The organism is Streptomyces sp. SID9727, assembly GCF_010550605.1.
In the GTDB taxonomy this organism is placed as follows: domain Bacteria; phylum Actinomycetota; class Actinomycetes; order Streptomycetales; family Streptomycetaceae; genus Streptomyces.
Window position 1 is genome coordinate 35,979 of sequence record NZ_JAAGNI010000357.1, and the last position, 14,964, is coordinate 50,942.

The window sequence follows — 14,964 nt, forward strand, 5'->3', positions numbered from 1 at the left end:
TTCACCCGGTCCGCCGCTTTTGAAATTCGTACGAAACGGTCATGACACCCGGAATTCACCCCGCATGGGAACTGCCGACACCCGTTCGTACGTACTATTACCGGCCACACGTTGTCCGGTCTGTCAGAGAGTACGGGGGGAATTGCATGCGTCATTTCGGGCATATTGCAGCTGCTGCGAAGGACGGGCTCTTCTTCCAGGAACCCTGTGCGTTCGACGCCGACTCGCCGGCCCCCCTCCTCTCCGCCGCCCTCGGCGCCACGCTCTACAGCCCCGCCACCCGTCCCCGGCTCGCCGACGACATCGTCAAGCTGGCCGGGCGCGGAGTCGTCTCGATGGTGCTGTGCCTGGAGGACTCGATCGACGACTCCGAGGTTCCCGGGGCCGAGGAGAACCTGGTCAGGCAGTTCGCCGACCTCGACGCGCGCGCCATCGAGGTGCCGCTGCTGTTCATCCGGGTCCGCGAACCGGAACAGATCACCGACCTGGTGCGCCGCCTCGGCGCTTCCGGCCGGCTGCTGTCCGGTTTCGTGCTCCCCAAGTTCACGCGCGCCCGCGGCATGCCGTTCATGGAGGCCCTGACCAAGGCCGAGGCCACCGCGGGCCGCCGGCTCTTCGCCATGCCGGTGCTCGAATCGCCCGAGCTCCTCCACCTGGAGACCCGCCGCGAAACCCTCCGCGGCATCGCCGAGACCGTCACCGCGTACCGCGACCGGGTCCTCGCGCTCCGCCTCGGCGTCACCGACTTCTGCTCCGCCTACGGACTGCGGCGCTCCCCGGACATGACGGCGTACGACGTCCGGATCGTCGCCCATGTCATCGCGGACGTCGTCAACGTGCTCGGCCGGGCCGACGGGACGGGCTTCACGGTCACCGGCCCCGTCTGGGAGTACTTCCCCCGCCAGGAGCGCATGTTCAAGCCGCAGCTGCGGAGCAGCCCCTTCTTGGAGAACCGGGCCGAGGCGCTGCGCACCGCGCTCATCGCCCACGACCTGGACGGTCTGCTGCGCGAGATCGACCTGGACCGGGCCAACGGGCTGCTCGGCAAGACCTGCATCCACCCCTCGCACGTCGCACCCGTGCACGCGCTGTCCGTGGTCAGCCACGAGGAGTTCAGCGACGCCCAGGACATCCTGCGGCCCGAGCGCGACGGCGGCGGGGTGCTGCGTTCCGCGTACACGAACAAGATGAACGAGGTGAAGCCGCACCGGGCCTGGGCCGAGCGCACCCTGCTGCGCGCCAAGGTCTTCGGCGTGGCCCGGGAGGACGTCGGCTTCGTGGACCTGTTGGCGGCCTGCCTCGCGGAGTGAGCGGCATCGGCGGGACGATCGGAGAGGGACCCGGCGCCGGGCACGGCACCGGATCCGGCAGACGAGTGGAAAGAGGGACGACGGACGTGGTGTGGTCGGGTAGCTGGGTGGCGGAGCGACTGGGCGTCGGGCTGGTGGGCGACGGGGAGCTGCGCGAGCTGCTGGGCCTCGCCCTGCGGCGCAACCCCAAGCGGGCACACCTGCTCGTGTCCAACGTGCTCGGCAAGCACGTGCCGCAGCGCCCCTCCGTGGTGTACGGAGCCGGCGTCGAGCTGGGCCGCCGGGTGCGGGCGCTCCTCGGCGAGGACGGAGCGCGGCGGGCGGTCGTCCTCGGCTACGCGGAGACGGCCACCGGCCTCGGCCACTCGGTCGCCGACGGCCTCGGCGCGGCGCCCTACCTCCACTCGACCCGCAGGCCCGTCCCCGGAGTGGCCCGGGCGGGCGGCTTCGAGGAAGCCCACTCGCACGCCACCTCGCACCTGCTGCTCCCCGAGGACCCGGAGCTGCTGGCGTCGGCCGGGCCCGGCTCGGCGCTGGTCCTGGTGGACGACGAGTTCTCCACCGGCAACACCGTCCTCAACACCATCCGCGCCCTCCACGAGCGCTACCCCCGCGACCATTACGTCATCGTCGCCCTGGTCGACATGCGCTCACCGGCCGACCGGGGCCGCCTGACCGAGTTCGCGGCGGAGATCGGCGCCCGCGTCGACCTGGTGGCCCGCAACACCGGCACGGTCACCCTCCCGGACGGCGTCCTGGAGAAGGGCCAGGCCCTGGTCGCCGAGCGCGAGGCCGACGAGGAGGGCCCCCAGGACGGCCCCCCGCACCCCCGCCCCCACACCCGCCTCGACCTCCCCTGGCCCGCCGGCGTCCCCGACGGCGGACGCCACGGCTTCACCGGCGCCCACCGCGCCCTCCTGGAGCCCGCGCTGCCCGCCCTCGCCGACCACATCGCCCGGGCCCTCGGCGACCGGCCCCGCCGCGTCCTCGTCCTCGGCTTCGAGGAGCTGATGTACGCGCCGCTGCGCCTGGCCACCGCCCTGGAGGAGCGCACCGACGCCGAGGTCCGCTACTCCACGACCACCCGCTCCCCGGTCCTCGCCGTGGACGACCCCGGCTACGCGATACGCACCCGGCTGGTCTTCCCGGCCCACGACGACCCGGCCGACGGCCCCGGCGAGCGCTACGCCTACAACGTGGCCGGCGCCGGCTTCGACGCCGTCGTCCTCGTGGTCGACTCCGCCGCCGACACCCCGGCCCTGCACGCCCCCGGCGGCCTGCTCGACCGCCTCGCCCCGCACACCGCGCAGGTCCTGCTCGTGGTGATCCCCTCTTACGTACCGGGGGCGATCGCCTCCGAACGCCAGGAAGAAGCCCCCATGCAGCTGCCCGAGCCCCTCCGCGGCCCCGCGTTCTCCTCGTACGCGCCGGACGAGGTCGGCTGGCTGCTCCAGGACCTCTCGGACACCCGCCTCGAAGCGCCCACGGAGGAGCGCGAGGAGGCGATACAGAGCGGGGGCGCGCACTACGCGGAATCGCTCCCCGTCGAGTACCAGCCGTCCGCCGAGTACCAGGAACTGTTCAGGAGCGCCCTCACGCTGTCGGCCGCCCGGATCGCCCGCGCCGTGGGCACGGTCACCGAGACCGTCCTCGCCGAGCGCGGCCCGCGCCCGGTCCTCGTCTCGCTCGCCCGGGCCGGTACGCCGGTCGGCGTGCTGATGCGCCGCTGGGCCCGGGCGCGGCGCGGCCTCGACCTGCCGCACTACGCCGTCTCCATCGTGCGCGGACGCGGCATCGACGCCAACGCGCTGCGCTGGCTCGCCGAGCACCACGACCCGGCCGACGTCGTGTTCGTGGACGGCTGGACCGGCAAGGGCGCGATCACCCGCGAACTGACCGCCGCCGTCGCCGAGTTCGAGAAGGCCGGGGGAGTGGCGGGCTTCGACCCGGAGATCGCGGTGCTCGCCGACCCGGGCGGCTGCGTGCGGACGTACGGCACCCGCGAGGACTTCCTCATCCCCTCCGCCTGCCTCAACTCCACGGTGTCCGGCCTCATCTCCCGTACGGTCCTGCGCGCCGACCTGGTCGGCCCCGACGACTTCCACGGCGCGAAGTTCTACCGCGAGCTGGCCGGCGCCGATGTCTCCGGCCTCTTCCTCGACACGGTCGCCGCACGCTTCGACGAGGTCGCGGACGCCGTGGACGCCGAGGTGAAGGAGCTCCTGGCCGCGGACCGGGCCCCCACCTGGGAGGGCTGGGCGGCCGTGGAGCGCATCAGCGAGGAGTACGGCATCCACGACGTCAATCTCGTGAAGCCCGGCGTCGGCGAGACCACCCGGGTCCTGCTGCGCCGCGTCCCCTGGAAGATCCTCGCCCGGCGCGGCGCCGGCCCGGACCTGGACCACATCAGGCTCCTGGCCGAGCAGCGCGGCGTACCCGTCGAGGAGGTCGACGCGCTCCCGTACACCTGCGTCGGGCTCATCCACCCCAAGTACACCCGCGGGGCGACCGGTGCCGACGGCAAGGCGGTGGAGTCCGCGTGACGGCCTCCCCGGTCACCCTCGTCGCCAGCGACCTCGACCGCACCCTCATATACTCCTCGGCCGCGCTCCAGCTCACCATGGCGGACGAACGGGCGCCCCGGCTGCTGTGCGTCGAGGTCTACGACCACAAGCCCCTCTCGTACGTCACCGAGACCGCCGCCGGGCTGCTCACCGACCTGACCTCCGCCGCCTCCACGGTGTTCGTCCCGACGACCACCCGCACCCGCGAGCAGTACCAGCGCATCCGGCTCCCGGGCGCCCCGGCCGAGTTCGCGATCTGCGCCAACGGCGGCCACATCCTGGTGAACGGCGTGTCCGACCCGGACTGGCAGCGGACCGTCGCCGGCCGGCTCGCCGACGAGTGCGCCCCCCTCGCCGAGGTCCGCGCCCACCTCGTCGCCACCGCCGACCCCGCGTGGCTGCTCAAGGAGCGCGTCGCCGAGGACCTGTTCGCCTACCTCGTCGTCGACCGCGCCGAACTGCCCCCGGACTGGACGAAGGAGCTCGCCGCCTGGGCGGAGCCGCGCGGCTGGACCGTATCGCTCCAGGGCCGCAAGATCTACGCCGTGCCGCGCCCGCTCACGAAGAGCGCCGCCATGCGCGAGGTCGCCCGCCGCACCGGCGCCACGCGCACCCTCGCCGCCGGCGACTCCCTCCTGGACGCGGACCTCCTCCTCGCCGCCGACCGGGGCTGGCGCCCCGGCCACGGCGAACTCGCCGACGCGGGCTGGAACGCCGCGCACATCGAGGCCACCGCCGAACGGGGCGTGGCGGCGGGCGAGGAGATCCTGCGCCGCTTCCTGCGGGCCTCGTAAGCCCGGTAAATCATGCCGGTGACCGTAGAGTTGTGCGATGACCAAGGGAAACTCCACCAAGATCACCGATGAGCTGTACGCGTACATGCTGGCGCACAACCCGCCGCTGGACGCCGTACAGCGCGAGCTTGTCGAGACGACCTACGCGCGGCTGCCCGAGCACGCGGGCATGCAGTCGGCCGAGGAACAGGGCCCGTTGCTCGCCTTCCTCGTCCGCCTGACCGGCGCCCGGCACATCGTGGAGGTGGGCACGTTCACCGGCTTCTCCGCCCTGGCGATGGCCCAGGCCCTCCCGGCGGACGGACGGTTGATCGCCTGCGACGTCTCGGAGGAGTGGACGGCGTACGGCCGCGAGGCGTGGGAGAAGGCGGGCGTCGCCGACCGCATCGACCTGCGTATCGCCCCAGCCCTGGACACCCTGCGCGCGATGCCGGAGGAACCCCACATCGACTTCGCCTACCTGGACGCGGACAAGGGCAACTACATCGCGTACTGGGAGGAACTGGTGCCGAGGCTGCGCCCGGGCGGGGTCATCACCACGGACAACGTGCTGTTCCACGGCCGCGTGACGGACCCGGACGCGACGGGCTCGGCGAAGGCCATCCAGGAGTTCAACGACCATGTGTCGGCGGACGCCCGGATGGACAGCGTGCTGCTGACGGTGTCGGACGGGCTGACGCTGTCGCGCAAGCGGTAGCCGCTCGGGGGCGGCGGGGCTCCCGGGCTTCGGTGCGTCCGGCGGGGCGGTGATCCGAAGGGCCGGGCCGCGGTGCCGTGGTCCCGAGTAGCCGGGCCGCGGTGCGGGCGGTGCCCCGGGTGCCGCCCGGGTCAGCCGCAGCAGCCTCCACCGCAGCAGCCGCCCCCGCCACCGGCGGAGGGCGCGGGCCGGGAGCCGCCGCCCGCCGTACCGCCGACGGCGACGGTGGAGAGCAGCTTCACGGTGTCCTCGTGCCCGGCGGGGCAGGAGGCGGGAACGGAGGACTCGGCCATGGGGCGGCTGAGCTCGAAGGTGTCTCCGCAGGAGCGGCAGCGGTACTCGTAACGAGGCATGCCGCCAGGTTATCGGCGACGGGCCCCTGGCTGTCCAGGGCGAGGCGAGCGGGGCAAGGGGGCGCGGGGCACCGCACCCGCGCCGAAGCACGCCGGAGTCACGCCCGGCGCACGCCGGAGTTACGCGCGGCGCGAGCGGGAAGCGCGGCCGGCGCACGTCCCGACACGCGTCGGAATCACACGTCCCGACACGCGTCGGAATCACACGTCCCGGCACGCGTCGGAGTCACACGTCCCGGCACACGCGGGAAGCGCGCCCGGCGCACGCCCCATACGCCTGCTGCCGGAAGCTCACCCCCGACGCGCGCCGAAGCACACAGCCGACGCCGCACGGCATCAGTGGCTGCCCGCGCCGCGTTCCTCGCGGATGTCGGCGACGACATCCGCGGCGATCCGGCGCAGGCCCTCCGTCACGGTGAGGAAGTGCCAGTAGTCGGGGTGGCGGTTCTCCAGGGCCGTGATCGCCTGGTCCAGCCGGGCCACCGCGTCGTCCAGGGGCCGGGCGTGCCGCGGCTCGGGGGTATGGCGCCCGGCCATGGCGAGACGCTGGGCGTCGCGGATGGCGAACCGGGTGCGCTCGATCTCCTGCTGCGGGTCCTTGGCGACGTCGTCGAGCCGGCGCAGGCGGTCACCGGCGGCGGACACCGCCTCGTCGGTGGCGTTGAGCAGGGCCCGCACGGTGCTCAGCCGGGACGTGGCGTCGGCCCAGCGCTGCTCGTCACGGGCCTGGGCTGCCTCCTTCAGCTTCTCCTCGGCCCGGCGCACATTGACCGCGGCCTGTTCCGGGACCGGCTGGAGGTCCTGCCAGCAGGCGGCGGAGAACCGGCGCCGCAGCTCGCTGAGGACGGGCTCGACGGAGGCGGACCGGGTGGTCAGCGCCTGGGCGCGGGTCCGCAGGGTCACCAGTCGGCGGTCGATCTCGGCGGCGCGCTCGGGCAGCTTCTCGGCCTCGGCCCGGACGGCCTCGGCGTCGCGCAGCACGCGGTCGGCGCGCTGCAGGGTCTCGGGCACGCCGTGGCGCCCGGCGCCCTGGTTGAGCTTGGTCAGCTCGGGGGCGAGGGCGGCGAGCCGGGCGGCGAGATCGTCCGCCCGCAACCCGGACGCCCGCACTGAATCGAGAGCATTGCTCGCGCCAAGGAGCGCCTGTCGCGCACGCTCGACGGCGGGGGCGAGCCGGGCGAGCTGTGTCTCGGCGCTCCCGAGGAGCGGCCCGAGCCCGGCACCGAACCGGTCGAGCTCTCCCTTGACCCGTGTCAGCTGCTCCTTGGCGGAGGCCAGCTCGGACCGGGCCCGGGACGCGACCGACGGTTCGAGATCGTCGCGGTCGAGGTCGTGGGCGTCGACGGCGGTGATGTACGCGTGACTCGCCTCGTCGATGCGCCGGCCGAGTGCGGCGAAGTCGTCCACGGCCTTGCGGGCGGCCGGTGAACTGTCGACCGCGGTGATCGTCTCGATGGAGATCTTGAGGTCGCGCTGGGCGGTGTCCAGCTCGTAGAACGCCTCGGCGGCGGCGTCCTTCGCCGCCTGCGCCTCGGCCCGCTGTCCCTCACCGCGCCCGCCGAACCACCGCCGCGTGCCGCCGCCGGTGACGGCCAGGGGAAGGGCGACAGTGAGGAGGGGGAGAGGGGCGAGAACGAGAACACACAGGTCACGCAGGCCCGAGGCGCGCCGGGCCCGCCGGTCTGACGGGCCGGGAACGTACCGGCCACGCGGATCCGCCCCGCCCACGCGACGCCGACTCCGCTCCCGTACCGCTCCGGCGACTCCCGCCTGCGGCTGCGCGTCTGTCGCCGTCACATGCCTCTCCCGTGCCTGTTCGCCCTACCGGATACATTCTCCCACCAGTAAGGACGAACACACGTGCCGGTTAGTTCACGCCGGGGCCGGTGATCGTGCTCCTGTCTCAGCCGGCGTGCCGGACGGCGACCCCGCCGTTGTCGCTGTGGGCCTTCACCACGTGCCGGCTGCTGTCACTGCGGGGCACCTTCACATCGACGTGCCCGTTGTCGGCGGACGCGGTCACGGCGTACGAGGTCTTGCCGGCGGGCAGGGCGATGGCGATGCGCCCGTTGTCGCTGACGGTGTCCACGAGATCCGGGACGCGGTCGAGGTCGAGGTCCACGGACCCGTTGTCCGACCGCGCCACCACGGACCGTGCGGAGATCCGCTCGCCCCGGACGGACCCGTTGTCGCTCTTCAGCTCCAGGGGCCCGCTGACGTCCCGGACGACGACGCCGCCGTTGTCGGAATAGAGCTTGAGCGGCGTGGTGAACTCGGACGCGGTGACCTTCCCGTTGTCCGCGTCCACGGTCAGCGCGATTCCACGGGGCACCTTCACCTCGTGTCGTGCCTCGCAATCACTGATCATCGCTTTGCACTTCACGCGGAGGGTGAGCGTGTCTCCCTCCAGCTTCCACACGGGGTCCGGCCCGCTCCCGAGGACGACCCACCCGTCGACCCGCCGGGTCACCTGGACCTCCTCCACGTCGGCCGGAACGACGTCCACCACGGAGTTCTCCGCATCGATGGTGAGCGCCTTCCCCCCGAACGCGAACGACTTGTGCTCGACGGGTGCGTCGTCCACGTCCGTGCTCCCGCACCCGGTGAGCGCCGCGACGAGCAGAACGGTGCCCCCGACGGCCACGAGCGCGCTGCGATTACGGATGGTCATGGTGATCAGGTCCCCCTGGGCCGACGCTGCGATGTGCCCCTACGGTAGGCAGCACCGCCCACCCCGGACGATCCGGACGGCTACCGTCTCCGGGGTGGGGCTATCCCCCGTAACCCCACCCCGGACCGATTGTCGGCATGCCCGGCGAGCCATGTAACCTGTTCCTTCATCCGCGGGTGCGTAGCTCAGGGGTAGAGCGCTGCTCTTACAAAGCAGATGTCGGCGGTTCGAAACCGTCCGCGCCCACCAGTGCGAAGAGGAACCCCAGGTCCGGAACTCCCTGGCCTGGGGTTTCTTCATGCCTGCGGCCATGCGGCCCCGGACGGGAACGCATGGCCGCCACCGGCCCCCTACCGTCGCCGCCGCCGGGGCTGGAAGGCAGGCCCGCCGCCGAAGTGGCCACGTAGGGTTCCCCCATGCGTTTCGTGATCCTGCCGCCGCCCGTCCGCTAGCGGGCGGCCCGCAGACCAGTTCCGACCCCGGCAGCACGGCTGCCGGGGCGATGGATGCCGCCCGCTCGCCAAGCGGACCCCCTCCGGCCATCCATCGTGGAGACCCACCACATGATCACGCATGCCTTCACGCCGCTTCGGCGTGGTCTGCTCTCCGTTTCCGCCGCCGCCATTGCCTGGGGCGCCGGCGGAGCGGCAGCAGCGGAACTGTTCCGCATCAGCGGGCTCGGCCCCGTCGCCGTGTCGTTCTGGCGCTTTGCCGTCGCGGCAGCCGTCCTGACCGCCCAACGCCCTCGCCGACCTGCCGACCTCCGGCCCAGCCCGTGCCGACGCACTGCCGTACTCACGGGCGTCGTGCTGGCGGCCTATCAGACGGCCTACTTCGGCGCCGTCCAGGACGCCGGGCTCGCCCTCGGCACCATGATGACGCTCGGCGCGAGCCCGGTCCTGGTCAGCATCGGAGCGCATGTCGTTCTGGGAGAACGGCTCACCAAGCGAGGCGCGGCCGCGATGGGGATCGCGCTGCTCGGCCTGATTCTCCTGGTCGCGGGCCCGGTCTCCGGGCCCCGCCCCGCGGTGGGCATCGCGCTGGCCCTGCTCTCCGCCGTCGGTTACAGCGCCGTCACCCTGCACGCCCGGCGCACCGGGGGAGCCACCGCGGACGCGGCCACGTGGAGTGCGGGCGCGCTGTGTCTGGCGCCCTTCGCGCTGGCTCAAGGAGTCTGGCCCCGCGCGGAGCACATCGTCGCGTCCGGGAGTTGGCTCCTCTTCCTCGGTGTCGTCCCGACTCTGCTCGCCTACCGCTGGTACTTCGCCGGACTGAGCACGGTCCGCAGTACCACCGCGGCCGTGCTCGTGCTCCTCGAACCCGCCACCGCCGCCTTCCTGGCCGTGCTGCTCGGCGAGCGGATCAGTACGTTCCTGGCACTCGGGTCGGTCCTGCTGCTGGCCGCCATCGCCGTCCTGGCACGCGACACCTCGTGAGCTCGTCCTCGTCGGTGCTCACCAGCAGCTCCGGGAGGCCCGGGCCCGCGGCAGTCGTGGCCGAGTCCGCCGGGCTGCCTGGGTGTCACCAGTGCGGAGGCCCCGGCCGACCAGGGCCGGGGCCCTTCACCTGGGCTGCTTGTCCGGCGTGGTGTGGAGGAGCGGCGCGAGGGCGTCGAGGAGGTCTTCGGGCTGTCGGTAGTGGACGGCGGTCATTCCGGCGTCACGGGCCGCGGTGACGTTGGCGGCCGTGTCATCGATGAACAGACAGCGGTGGACGGGGGCACCGGCCCGCTCGGCGGCCAGGGCGTAGAGGCGTGGATCAGGCTTCACGACGCCTGTGCGGGCGGTGTTCACGACGGCGTCGGCGACCTCGTCGAGTCCTTGCCGGGCCAGGTCCCGTTCCAGCCGGGTGGTCGCGTTGGAGACCAGCACGACGGTGGCGACCGCGCGGGCCTGCGCGAGGAGGGACACCACCTTGTGGTCGACGCGTGGCACCGCTTCGGACCAGGCGGCGACCGCGGCCTGGGCGCGGTCGGGCGAGCCGTGGATCTCGGCGAGGTCAGCAGCCACCGCGGAGCGCCACTGTTCGTCGGTGATCTCTCCCGTGATCGCGGGGTGCAGGCGGGCCGGGGCGAAGGCCGTCGCCGCGAATGCGCCTGGCGGGAGGCCGTGGCTGCTCTCCATGTCGCTGAAGGGGGGCCAGTGTCGGAGTACACCGTCGATGTCGCAGAGCACGGCGTCGTAGGGGCGTGTGGTCATGAGTGGGACTCCTCGGGGGCGTTCCAGCGCGCGCGCCGAGGGGTTCGACAGCGGGCCCGTCCAGTGCGCTCTCCGCCGCGGGCGGCGCCCCTCACGCCCTCTCCGCCCGGGCCGCCGTGACCAGGTGCGCCAAGGACGTGCGGGTTTCGCGCAGTGCGGAGATGCGGTCGTCCAGGCCCCGCAGGTGCTGTTCCAGGGTGTCCAGCTTGCAGAGGGCCACCGTGCCGTCCTGGCGTACGCACGGGAGCAGGTCGCGGATGGTGCGGGTGGGCAGGCCCGCGTCCAGCAGTGAGCGGATGCGGCGGACCACGGCGGGGGCGTCGGTGTCGTAGCGGCGGTGACCGCCGGCGAGGCGGTGGGAGGCGAGGAGGCCCTGTTCCTCGTAATACCGCAGCAGTCGGACCGAGGTGTCGGTCTCCGCGGCCAGATCACCGATCTTCATGTGGCGCACCTCACATGCTCTGGGCCTCGCGGCTCTTGAACCTCACATCGGTGTCAGATTCTAGCCTGGGGGCATGACGAATCGGATCGCGAACTCCCTTGCACCCCTTGCCCTTTACGGGTTCCTGCGGCCCCGCGCGAAATACGCCGACGAGGTCCGGCGCGCGCTGTCCGACCTGGTGGAGCCCACCCGGAGCGAACCCGGCAATCTGGCGTACCACCTCCACGAGCAGGAGGACGGGCGGTTCTTCCTCTACGAGGTCTGGCGCTCGCGGGAGGACCTGGACCGGCACAACGCCCTGCCCGCGCTGCGCGCCTTCCTCGGCAATCTGCCGGCCTTCCTGGAAGGTCCGCCCGAGGTGTACGCCGACACCATGATCAGTCCGTACGCGGACTCCGCGGAGAGCGCTCCACTCGGTACAGTCCCCGTGTGACCAGCGAGCCCGAACCGTCGATTCCCGAGATCACCCGCACCGACTGCGCGCGGTGCGGCACCGAGGTGCACGGCCTGGCCGGGCGGTACGCCTGTGCGCTCTGCGGATGGGTCAACCACTACTCGGAGGGGCACGAGGAACTGCCCGGCCTGGACGCGGACCCCGACCACGGGCGCGGCCGGTAACGCGTTGCCCCGGGTCCGCGCCGTGCCCTAGCGTCCCGGTCATGTCACCTGACCAGGAGGCCGGCCGGGCCGTGTCCCGCGCCGCCGTCGAGGAGTTGTGCCGGCGTATCGGCGTCGGCGGTGTACCGGTCGTCCGGTTCTCCGAGGGCTCCGTACCCGTCTACGCGGTCGGTGACGCGCACGTGCTCAAGCTGTTCCCGGAGGCCGACGGGCGGCACGCGCGCGTCGAGGAGCGGGTCCTCGCCCACGTACAGGGGCGGTTGCCCGTGCCGACCCCCCGGCTGTGCGGGGCCGGCCCGGGCGGCGACGGGTGGCGGTTCGTGCTGATGTCCCGGCTGCACGGCGAGGACCTGGCGCCCGCCTGGGGCCGGGTGCCGCGCCGGCACCGGGAACGGATCGTCACCGAGGCGGGCGAGATGCTGGGGGCGCTGCACGCCCTCGATCCGGAACCTCTCGCGGACGTCCTCGGGCCGGCGGACTGGGGCGGGTTCCTGGACCGGCAGACCGCCGGCGTGGTCGAGCGGCAGCGGGAGCGCGGGCTGGCCGACGCCCGGCTGGAGCAGATCCCGGACTTCCTCGCTTCGGTCCGGCTGCCGCGCGCCCCGCGTCCGGTCCTGCTGCACACCGAGGTGATGCGTCAGCACCTGCTGGCCGATGCGGACGGCTGGCGGCTGACCGGCCTCATCGACTTCGAGCCCGCCATGATCGGGGATCCGGCGTACGACTTCGTGGCCGTCGGGCTGTTCGTCACCGGCGGGGACCCGCGCCTGCTGGGGCGGCTGAGCAAGGCGTACGGCCGGACCTTCGACCCGTCCGTGCTGCTGGCGTACACCCTGTTGCACGTGTACAGCGATCTCCCGTGGTACCTCCGGGAGATGCCCGCGCCCGCCGGGGAGACGCTTCCCGCACTCGCCGAGGCGTGGTTCGGGGTGGCCTGACCGGAGCGGGTGCGGGGCGGGGCGTGCGTCGGGCGCCCCCGTGACCCGGGTGCGGTTCCGGCTGTACCGCCCCTACCCTGCCGCCATGGGAGACGGGCGCGAAGGGCTGATGGCTGTCGGTGACCAGGAGAGGGAAGCGCCTCCCCCGCTGCGTTCGCCCGCCTTCCGGCGGTTCCTGCTCGCCCAGTTGGTCTCCGCGACCGGGTCCGCGATGGCCCCGGTCGCGCTGGCGTTCGCCGTGATCGAGCAGGGCGGGGGAGCGCGGTCGCTCGGGATCGTGCTGACCGCCAACACCGTGCCGGCCCTGGTCTTCCTGCTCGTCGGCGGGGTGCTGGCGGACCGGTTCTCGCGCAGTCGGATCCTCTTCCTCGGCAACCTCGGTGCGGGCGTCGCGCAGGCGGCGGTGGCCGTCCTCGTGGCGACCGGTACGGCGACCACCGCCGCGATGAGCCTGTGTGCGTGCGCCTCGGGGGCGGCGGCCGCGTTCACCGCCCCGGCGGCCCAGGGGGTGGTGCCCCGGCTCGTGGAGCCGGAGCGGCTCCAGGAGGCCAACGCGCTGGTCCGGGTGCCCCGCAACGCGGTCAGGGTCGTCGGTCCGGTCGTCGGCGGGTTCGTCGTCGCCCTGACCGGGCCGGCCTGGGCGCTCGGGTGGGACGCCGTGACCTTCGTCCTGGCCGCGCTGCTGCTGGCGGGGCTGCGGCTCGCGGGAACCGTGTCCGCCGGGGGGCCGGGCGCGGGGCTGGTGGCCGATCTGCGCGTCGGGTGGACCGGGTTCAGGTCCCGGGTCTGGCTGTGGAGCTACACCCTCTCCGGTACCGCGGTCGTGGCCGCCTGGCTGGCCGGGTACCAGCTGCTGGGTCCCCTCGTGGCGGACCGCAGCTACGCGGGCGCCGGCTCCTGGGGGCTGGTGCAGGGTGCGTTCGCGGCCGGGTTGCTGGCGGGGACGTTCGTCTGCCTGCTGTGGAAGCCGCAACGGCTCGTGCTGGTCTGTGTGGTGACCAGCTCCGCGCTCTTCCTTCCGTTGGCCGCGATGGGGCTCGGGCTGCCACTGCTCTGGGTGCTGGGGGCGGCCGTCGTCGCCGGGGCGGGGGTGGACGTGGCCGTCGTGGCCTGGTCCACCGTGATGCAACAGCAGGTTCCCGACGAGGAGTTGGGACGTCTCAACGCCTTCAACTCGCTGGGGGAGCAGATCGCCATCCCGCTCGGCTACCTCGCCGTCGCGATCGCGTCCGCGTACTGGTCCAGCGGCACCATCCTCCTGGTGTGCTCGGCCGTCATCCTCGCCGCCGGGGCGGCCAACGCCTGCGTACGCGATGTGCGCCGGATCAGGCGGAGGTGAGAGTGCCGAGCCCGGGGCTTCGAGAGGCCGGGACCCAAGGGTCGGTGGTTTGTATATGTCGTTCACCGACCTATAGTGGCGCCATGGCATCCAAGAAGAACCTCGTCGCCAACCGTGAGTCCCTCGCCCACAAGGTCCGTTACGCCGCGAGCCGCCCGGACCGCATCGCGCCGTATCTGAAGCGGGCGGCCCGCGACCGGTGGCTGGCGTTCAAGCACCCGGACCACGTGAACTACTACCGGGCCGTGATGGCCTCGGACACCCGGCGCAACCCGGAGGCCGCCGTCGGCAGTCAGACGCACGAACGGTGGCTGGCCCTGGGGCAGATGCAGTTCGACTACCTCATGGAGCACGGGCTCGCCCCCGGCGCCCGGATGCTCGACATCGGGTGCGGGAACCTCCGGGCGGGCTGGCGGTTCATCGATCATCTGGAGGCCGGGCACTACTACGGCATCGACATCTCGCCCGACATCCTGATCGCCGCCAAGCGGACCCTGACCGCGCAGGGGCTCCAGGCCAAGGTGCCGCACCTGACCCTCACCAAGGACCTGACGCTGGACTTCCTGCCGGACGCGTACTTCGACGTCGTCCACGCCCACAGCGTCTTCTCGCACTCGCCGATCGGGATCATCGAGGAGTGCCTGGCCCATGTGGGGCGCGTCCTGGCGCCCGGCGGGCACTTCGACTTCACCTTCGACCGCACCACCGGTGCCGAACACCAGGTGCTGCGCGAGGACTTCTACTACCGGACCGAGACCCTGACCGCCCTCGCCGCCAAGTACGGGCTGCGGGCGCGGTTCATGGAGGACTGGGAGGAACTGGGGCACGGGCAGTCGAAGATCCGCGTGACCGCGTGACCGCGTGACCGCACCCCCGCGCGCAGTCAGCCGGTGCTCGCCCCGCCCCGCAGCCGCCACAGGCGCAGCGCCGCCCCCGCCGCCGCCACGACGGCCAGGGCCGGGATCGCGGTGTCCCGGTCCACCACCCCCGCGCAGTACCCCATCGCGAGGAACGGCGCCCCGGCCAGCGCGAACCGGCCC

The 14,964-nt window shown here is 72.9% G+C and carries 15 protein-coding genes and 1 tRNA gene; 11 read left to right on the plus strand and 5 right to left on the minus strand.

Going from position 1 to position 14,964, the window contains the following annotated elements:
* Nucleotides 1-146: 146 nt before the first annotated feature.
* The 4 genes from G3I41_RS24830 (at nt 147) to G3I41_RS24845 (ending at nt 5,365) form a co-directional block, all read left to right on the plus strand.
* Nucleotides 147-1,310 carry an HpcH/HpaI aldolase/citrate lyase family protein gene (locus tag G3I41_RS24830; protein ID WP_164402594.1) on the plus strand — a complete coding sequence of 388 codons (1,164 nt, stop codon included), beginning with the start codon at nt 147-149 and terminating at the stop codon, nt 1,308-1,310.
* A gap of 107 nt (nt 1,311-1,417) precedes the next feature.
* A complete protein-coding gene (locus G3I41_RS24835; RefSeq protein ID WP_164402595.1) occupies nt 1,418-3,853 on the plus strand; it encodes a phosphoribosyltransferase in 2,436 nt (811 codons plus the stop codon).
* Nucleotides 3,850-4,668 carry an HAD family hydrolase gene (locus tag G3I41_RS24840; protein ID WP_164402596.1) on the plus strand — a complete coding sequence of 273 codons (819 nt, stop codon included), beginning with the start codon at nt 3,850-3,852 and terminating at the stop codon, nt 4,666-4,668. Before G3I41_RS24835 ends, G3I41_RS24840 begins: the two co-directional genes overlap by 4 nt.
* A 37-nt stretch (nt 4,669-4,705) precedes the next feature.
* Nucleotides 4,706-5,365, plus strand: a complete 660-nt coding sequence (locus tag G3I41_RS24845) for an O-methyltransferase (RefSeq protein WP_164402597.1) — start codon at nt 4,706-4,708, stop codon at nt 5,363-5,365.
* A 131-nt stretch (nt 5,366-5,496) separates the two neighbouring features.
* On the opposite strand, the gene G3I41_RS24850 is transcribed toward G3I41_RS24845, so the two are convergent.
* The 3 genes from G3I41_RS24850 to G3I41_RS24860 all read right to left on the minus strand — a co-directional run bounded on the left by G3I41_RS24850 (nt 5,497) and on the right by G3I41_RS24860 (nt 8,389).
* Nucleotides 5,497-5,718 carry a zinc ribbon domain-containing protein gene (locus G3I41_RS24850; RefSeq protein WP_164402598.1) on the minus strand — a complete coding sequence of 74 codons (222 nt, stop codon included), beginning with the start codon at nt 5,716-5,718 and terminating at the stop codon, nt 5,497-5,499.
* Nucleotides 5,719-6,054: 336 nt separating this feature from the next.
* A complete protein-coding gene (locus G3I41_RS24855; protein ID WP_164402599.1) occupies nt 6,055-7,515 on the minus strand; it encodes a hypothetical protein in 1,461 nt (486 codons plus the stop codon).
* Between the two features lie 106 nt (nt 7,516-7,621).
* Nucleotides 7,622-8,389 (minus strand): DUF4097 family beta strand repeat-containing protein, encoded by a 768-nt coding sequence (locus G3I41_RS24860; RefSeq protein WP_164402600.1) that lies wholly within the window; start codon nt 8,387-8,389, stop codon nt 7,622-7,624.
* 174 nt (nt 8,390-8,563) lie between these two features.
* On the opposite strand from G3I41_RS24860, the gene G3I41_RS24865 reads away from it, so the two are divergent.
* Both G3I41_RS24865 and G3I41_RS24870 read left to right on the plus strand, forming a co-directional pair.
* Nucleotides 8,564-8,638 (plus strand) — tRNA-Val (locus G3I41_RS24865).
* A 314-nt stretch (nt 8,639-8,952) separates the two neighbouring features.
* A complete protein-coding gene (locus G3I41_RS24870; protein ID WP_164402601.1) occupies nt 8,953-9,825 on the plus strand; it encodes a DMT family transporter in 873 nt (290 codons plus the stop codon).
* Between the two features lie 126 nt (nt 9,826-9,951).
* On the opposite strand, the gene G3I41_RS24875 is transcribed toward G3I41_RS24870, so the two are convergent.
* Nucleotides 9,952-10,587 carry an HAD-IA family hydrolase gene (locus tag G3I41_RS24875; protein ID WP_164402602.1) on the minus strand — a complete coding sequence of 212 codons (636 nt, stop codon included), beginning with the start codon at nt 10,585-10,587 and terminating at the stop codon, nt 9,952-9,954.
* A gap of 91 nt (nt 10,588-10,678) precedes the next feature.
* Complete coding sequence (locus G3I41_RS24880; protein ID WP_164402603.1) at nt 10,679-11,029, minus strand: MerR family transcriptional regulator; 351 nt, start codon at nt 11,027-11,029, stop codon at nt 10,679-10,681.
* Between the two features lie 73 nt (nt 11,030-11,102).
* Here G3I41_RS24880 and G3I41_RS24885 point away from each other — a divergent pair, with 73 nt between their 5' ends.
* The 5 genes from G3I41_RS24885 to G3I41_RS24905 all read left to right on the plus strand — a co-directional run bounded on the left by G3I41_RS24885 (nt 11,103) and on the right by G3I41_RS24905 (nt 14,781).
* Complete coding sequence (locus tag G3I41_RS24885) at nt 11,103-11,462, plus strand: putative quinol monooxygenase (RefSeq protein ID WP_164402604.1); 360 nt, start codon at nt 11,103-11,105, stop codon at nt 11,460-11,462.
* On the plus strand, nt 11,459-11,647 hold the full coding sequence (locus tag G3I41_RS24890) for a hypothetical protein (protein ID WP_164402605.1): 189 nt from the start codon (nt 11,459-11,461) through the stop codon (nt 11,645-11,647). The genes G3I41_RS24885 and G3I41_RS24890 overlap by 4 nt, the downstream gene beginning before the upstream one ends.
* A 41-nt stretch (nt 11,648-11,688) precedes the next feature.
* Nucleotides 11,689-12,585: an aminoglycoside 3'-phosphotransferase/choline kinase family protein gene (locus G3I41_RS24895; protein ID WP_164402606.1), complete on the plus strand. Its 897-nt coding sequence runs from the start codon at nt 11,689-11,691 to the stop codon at nt 12,583-12,585.
* 109 nt (nt 12,586-12,694) lie between these two features.
* Nucleotides 12,695-13,924 (plus strand): MFS transporter, encoded by a 1,230-nt coding sequence (locus G3I41_RS24900; RefSeq protein ID WP_164402609.1) that lies wholly within the window; start codon nt 12,695-12,697, stop codon nt 13,922-13,924.
* Nucleotides 13,925-14,007: 83 nt separating this feature from the next.
* Nucleotides 14,008-14,781, plus strand: coding sequence for a class I SAM-dependent methyltransferase (locus G3I41_RS24905; protein ID WP_164402607.1), 774 nt, complete (start codon nt 14,008-14,010; stop codon nt 14,779-14,781).
* Nucleotides 14,782-14,964 lie beyond the last annotated feature (183 nt).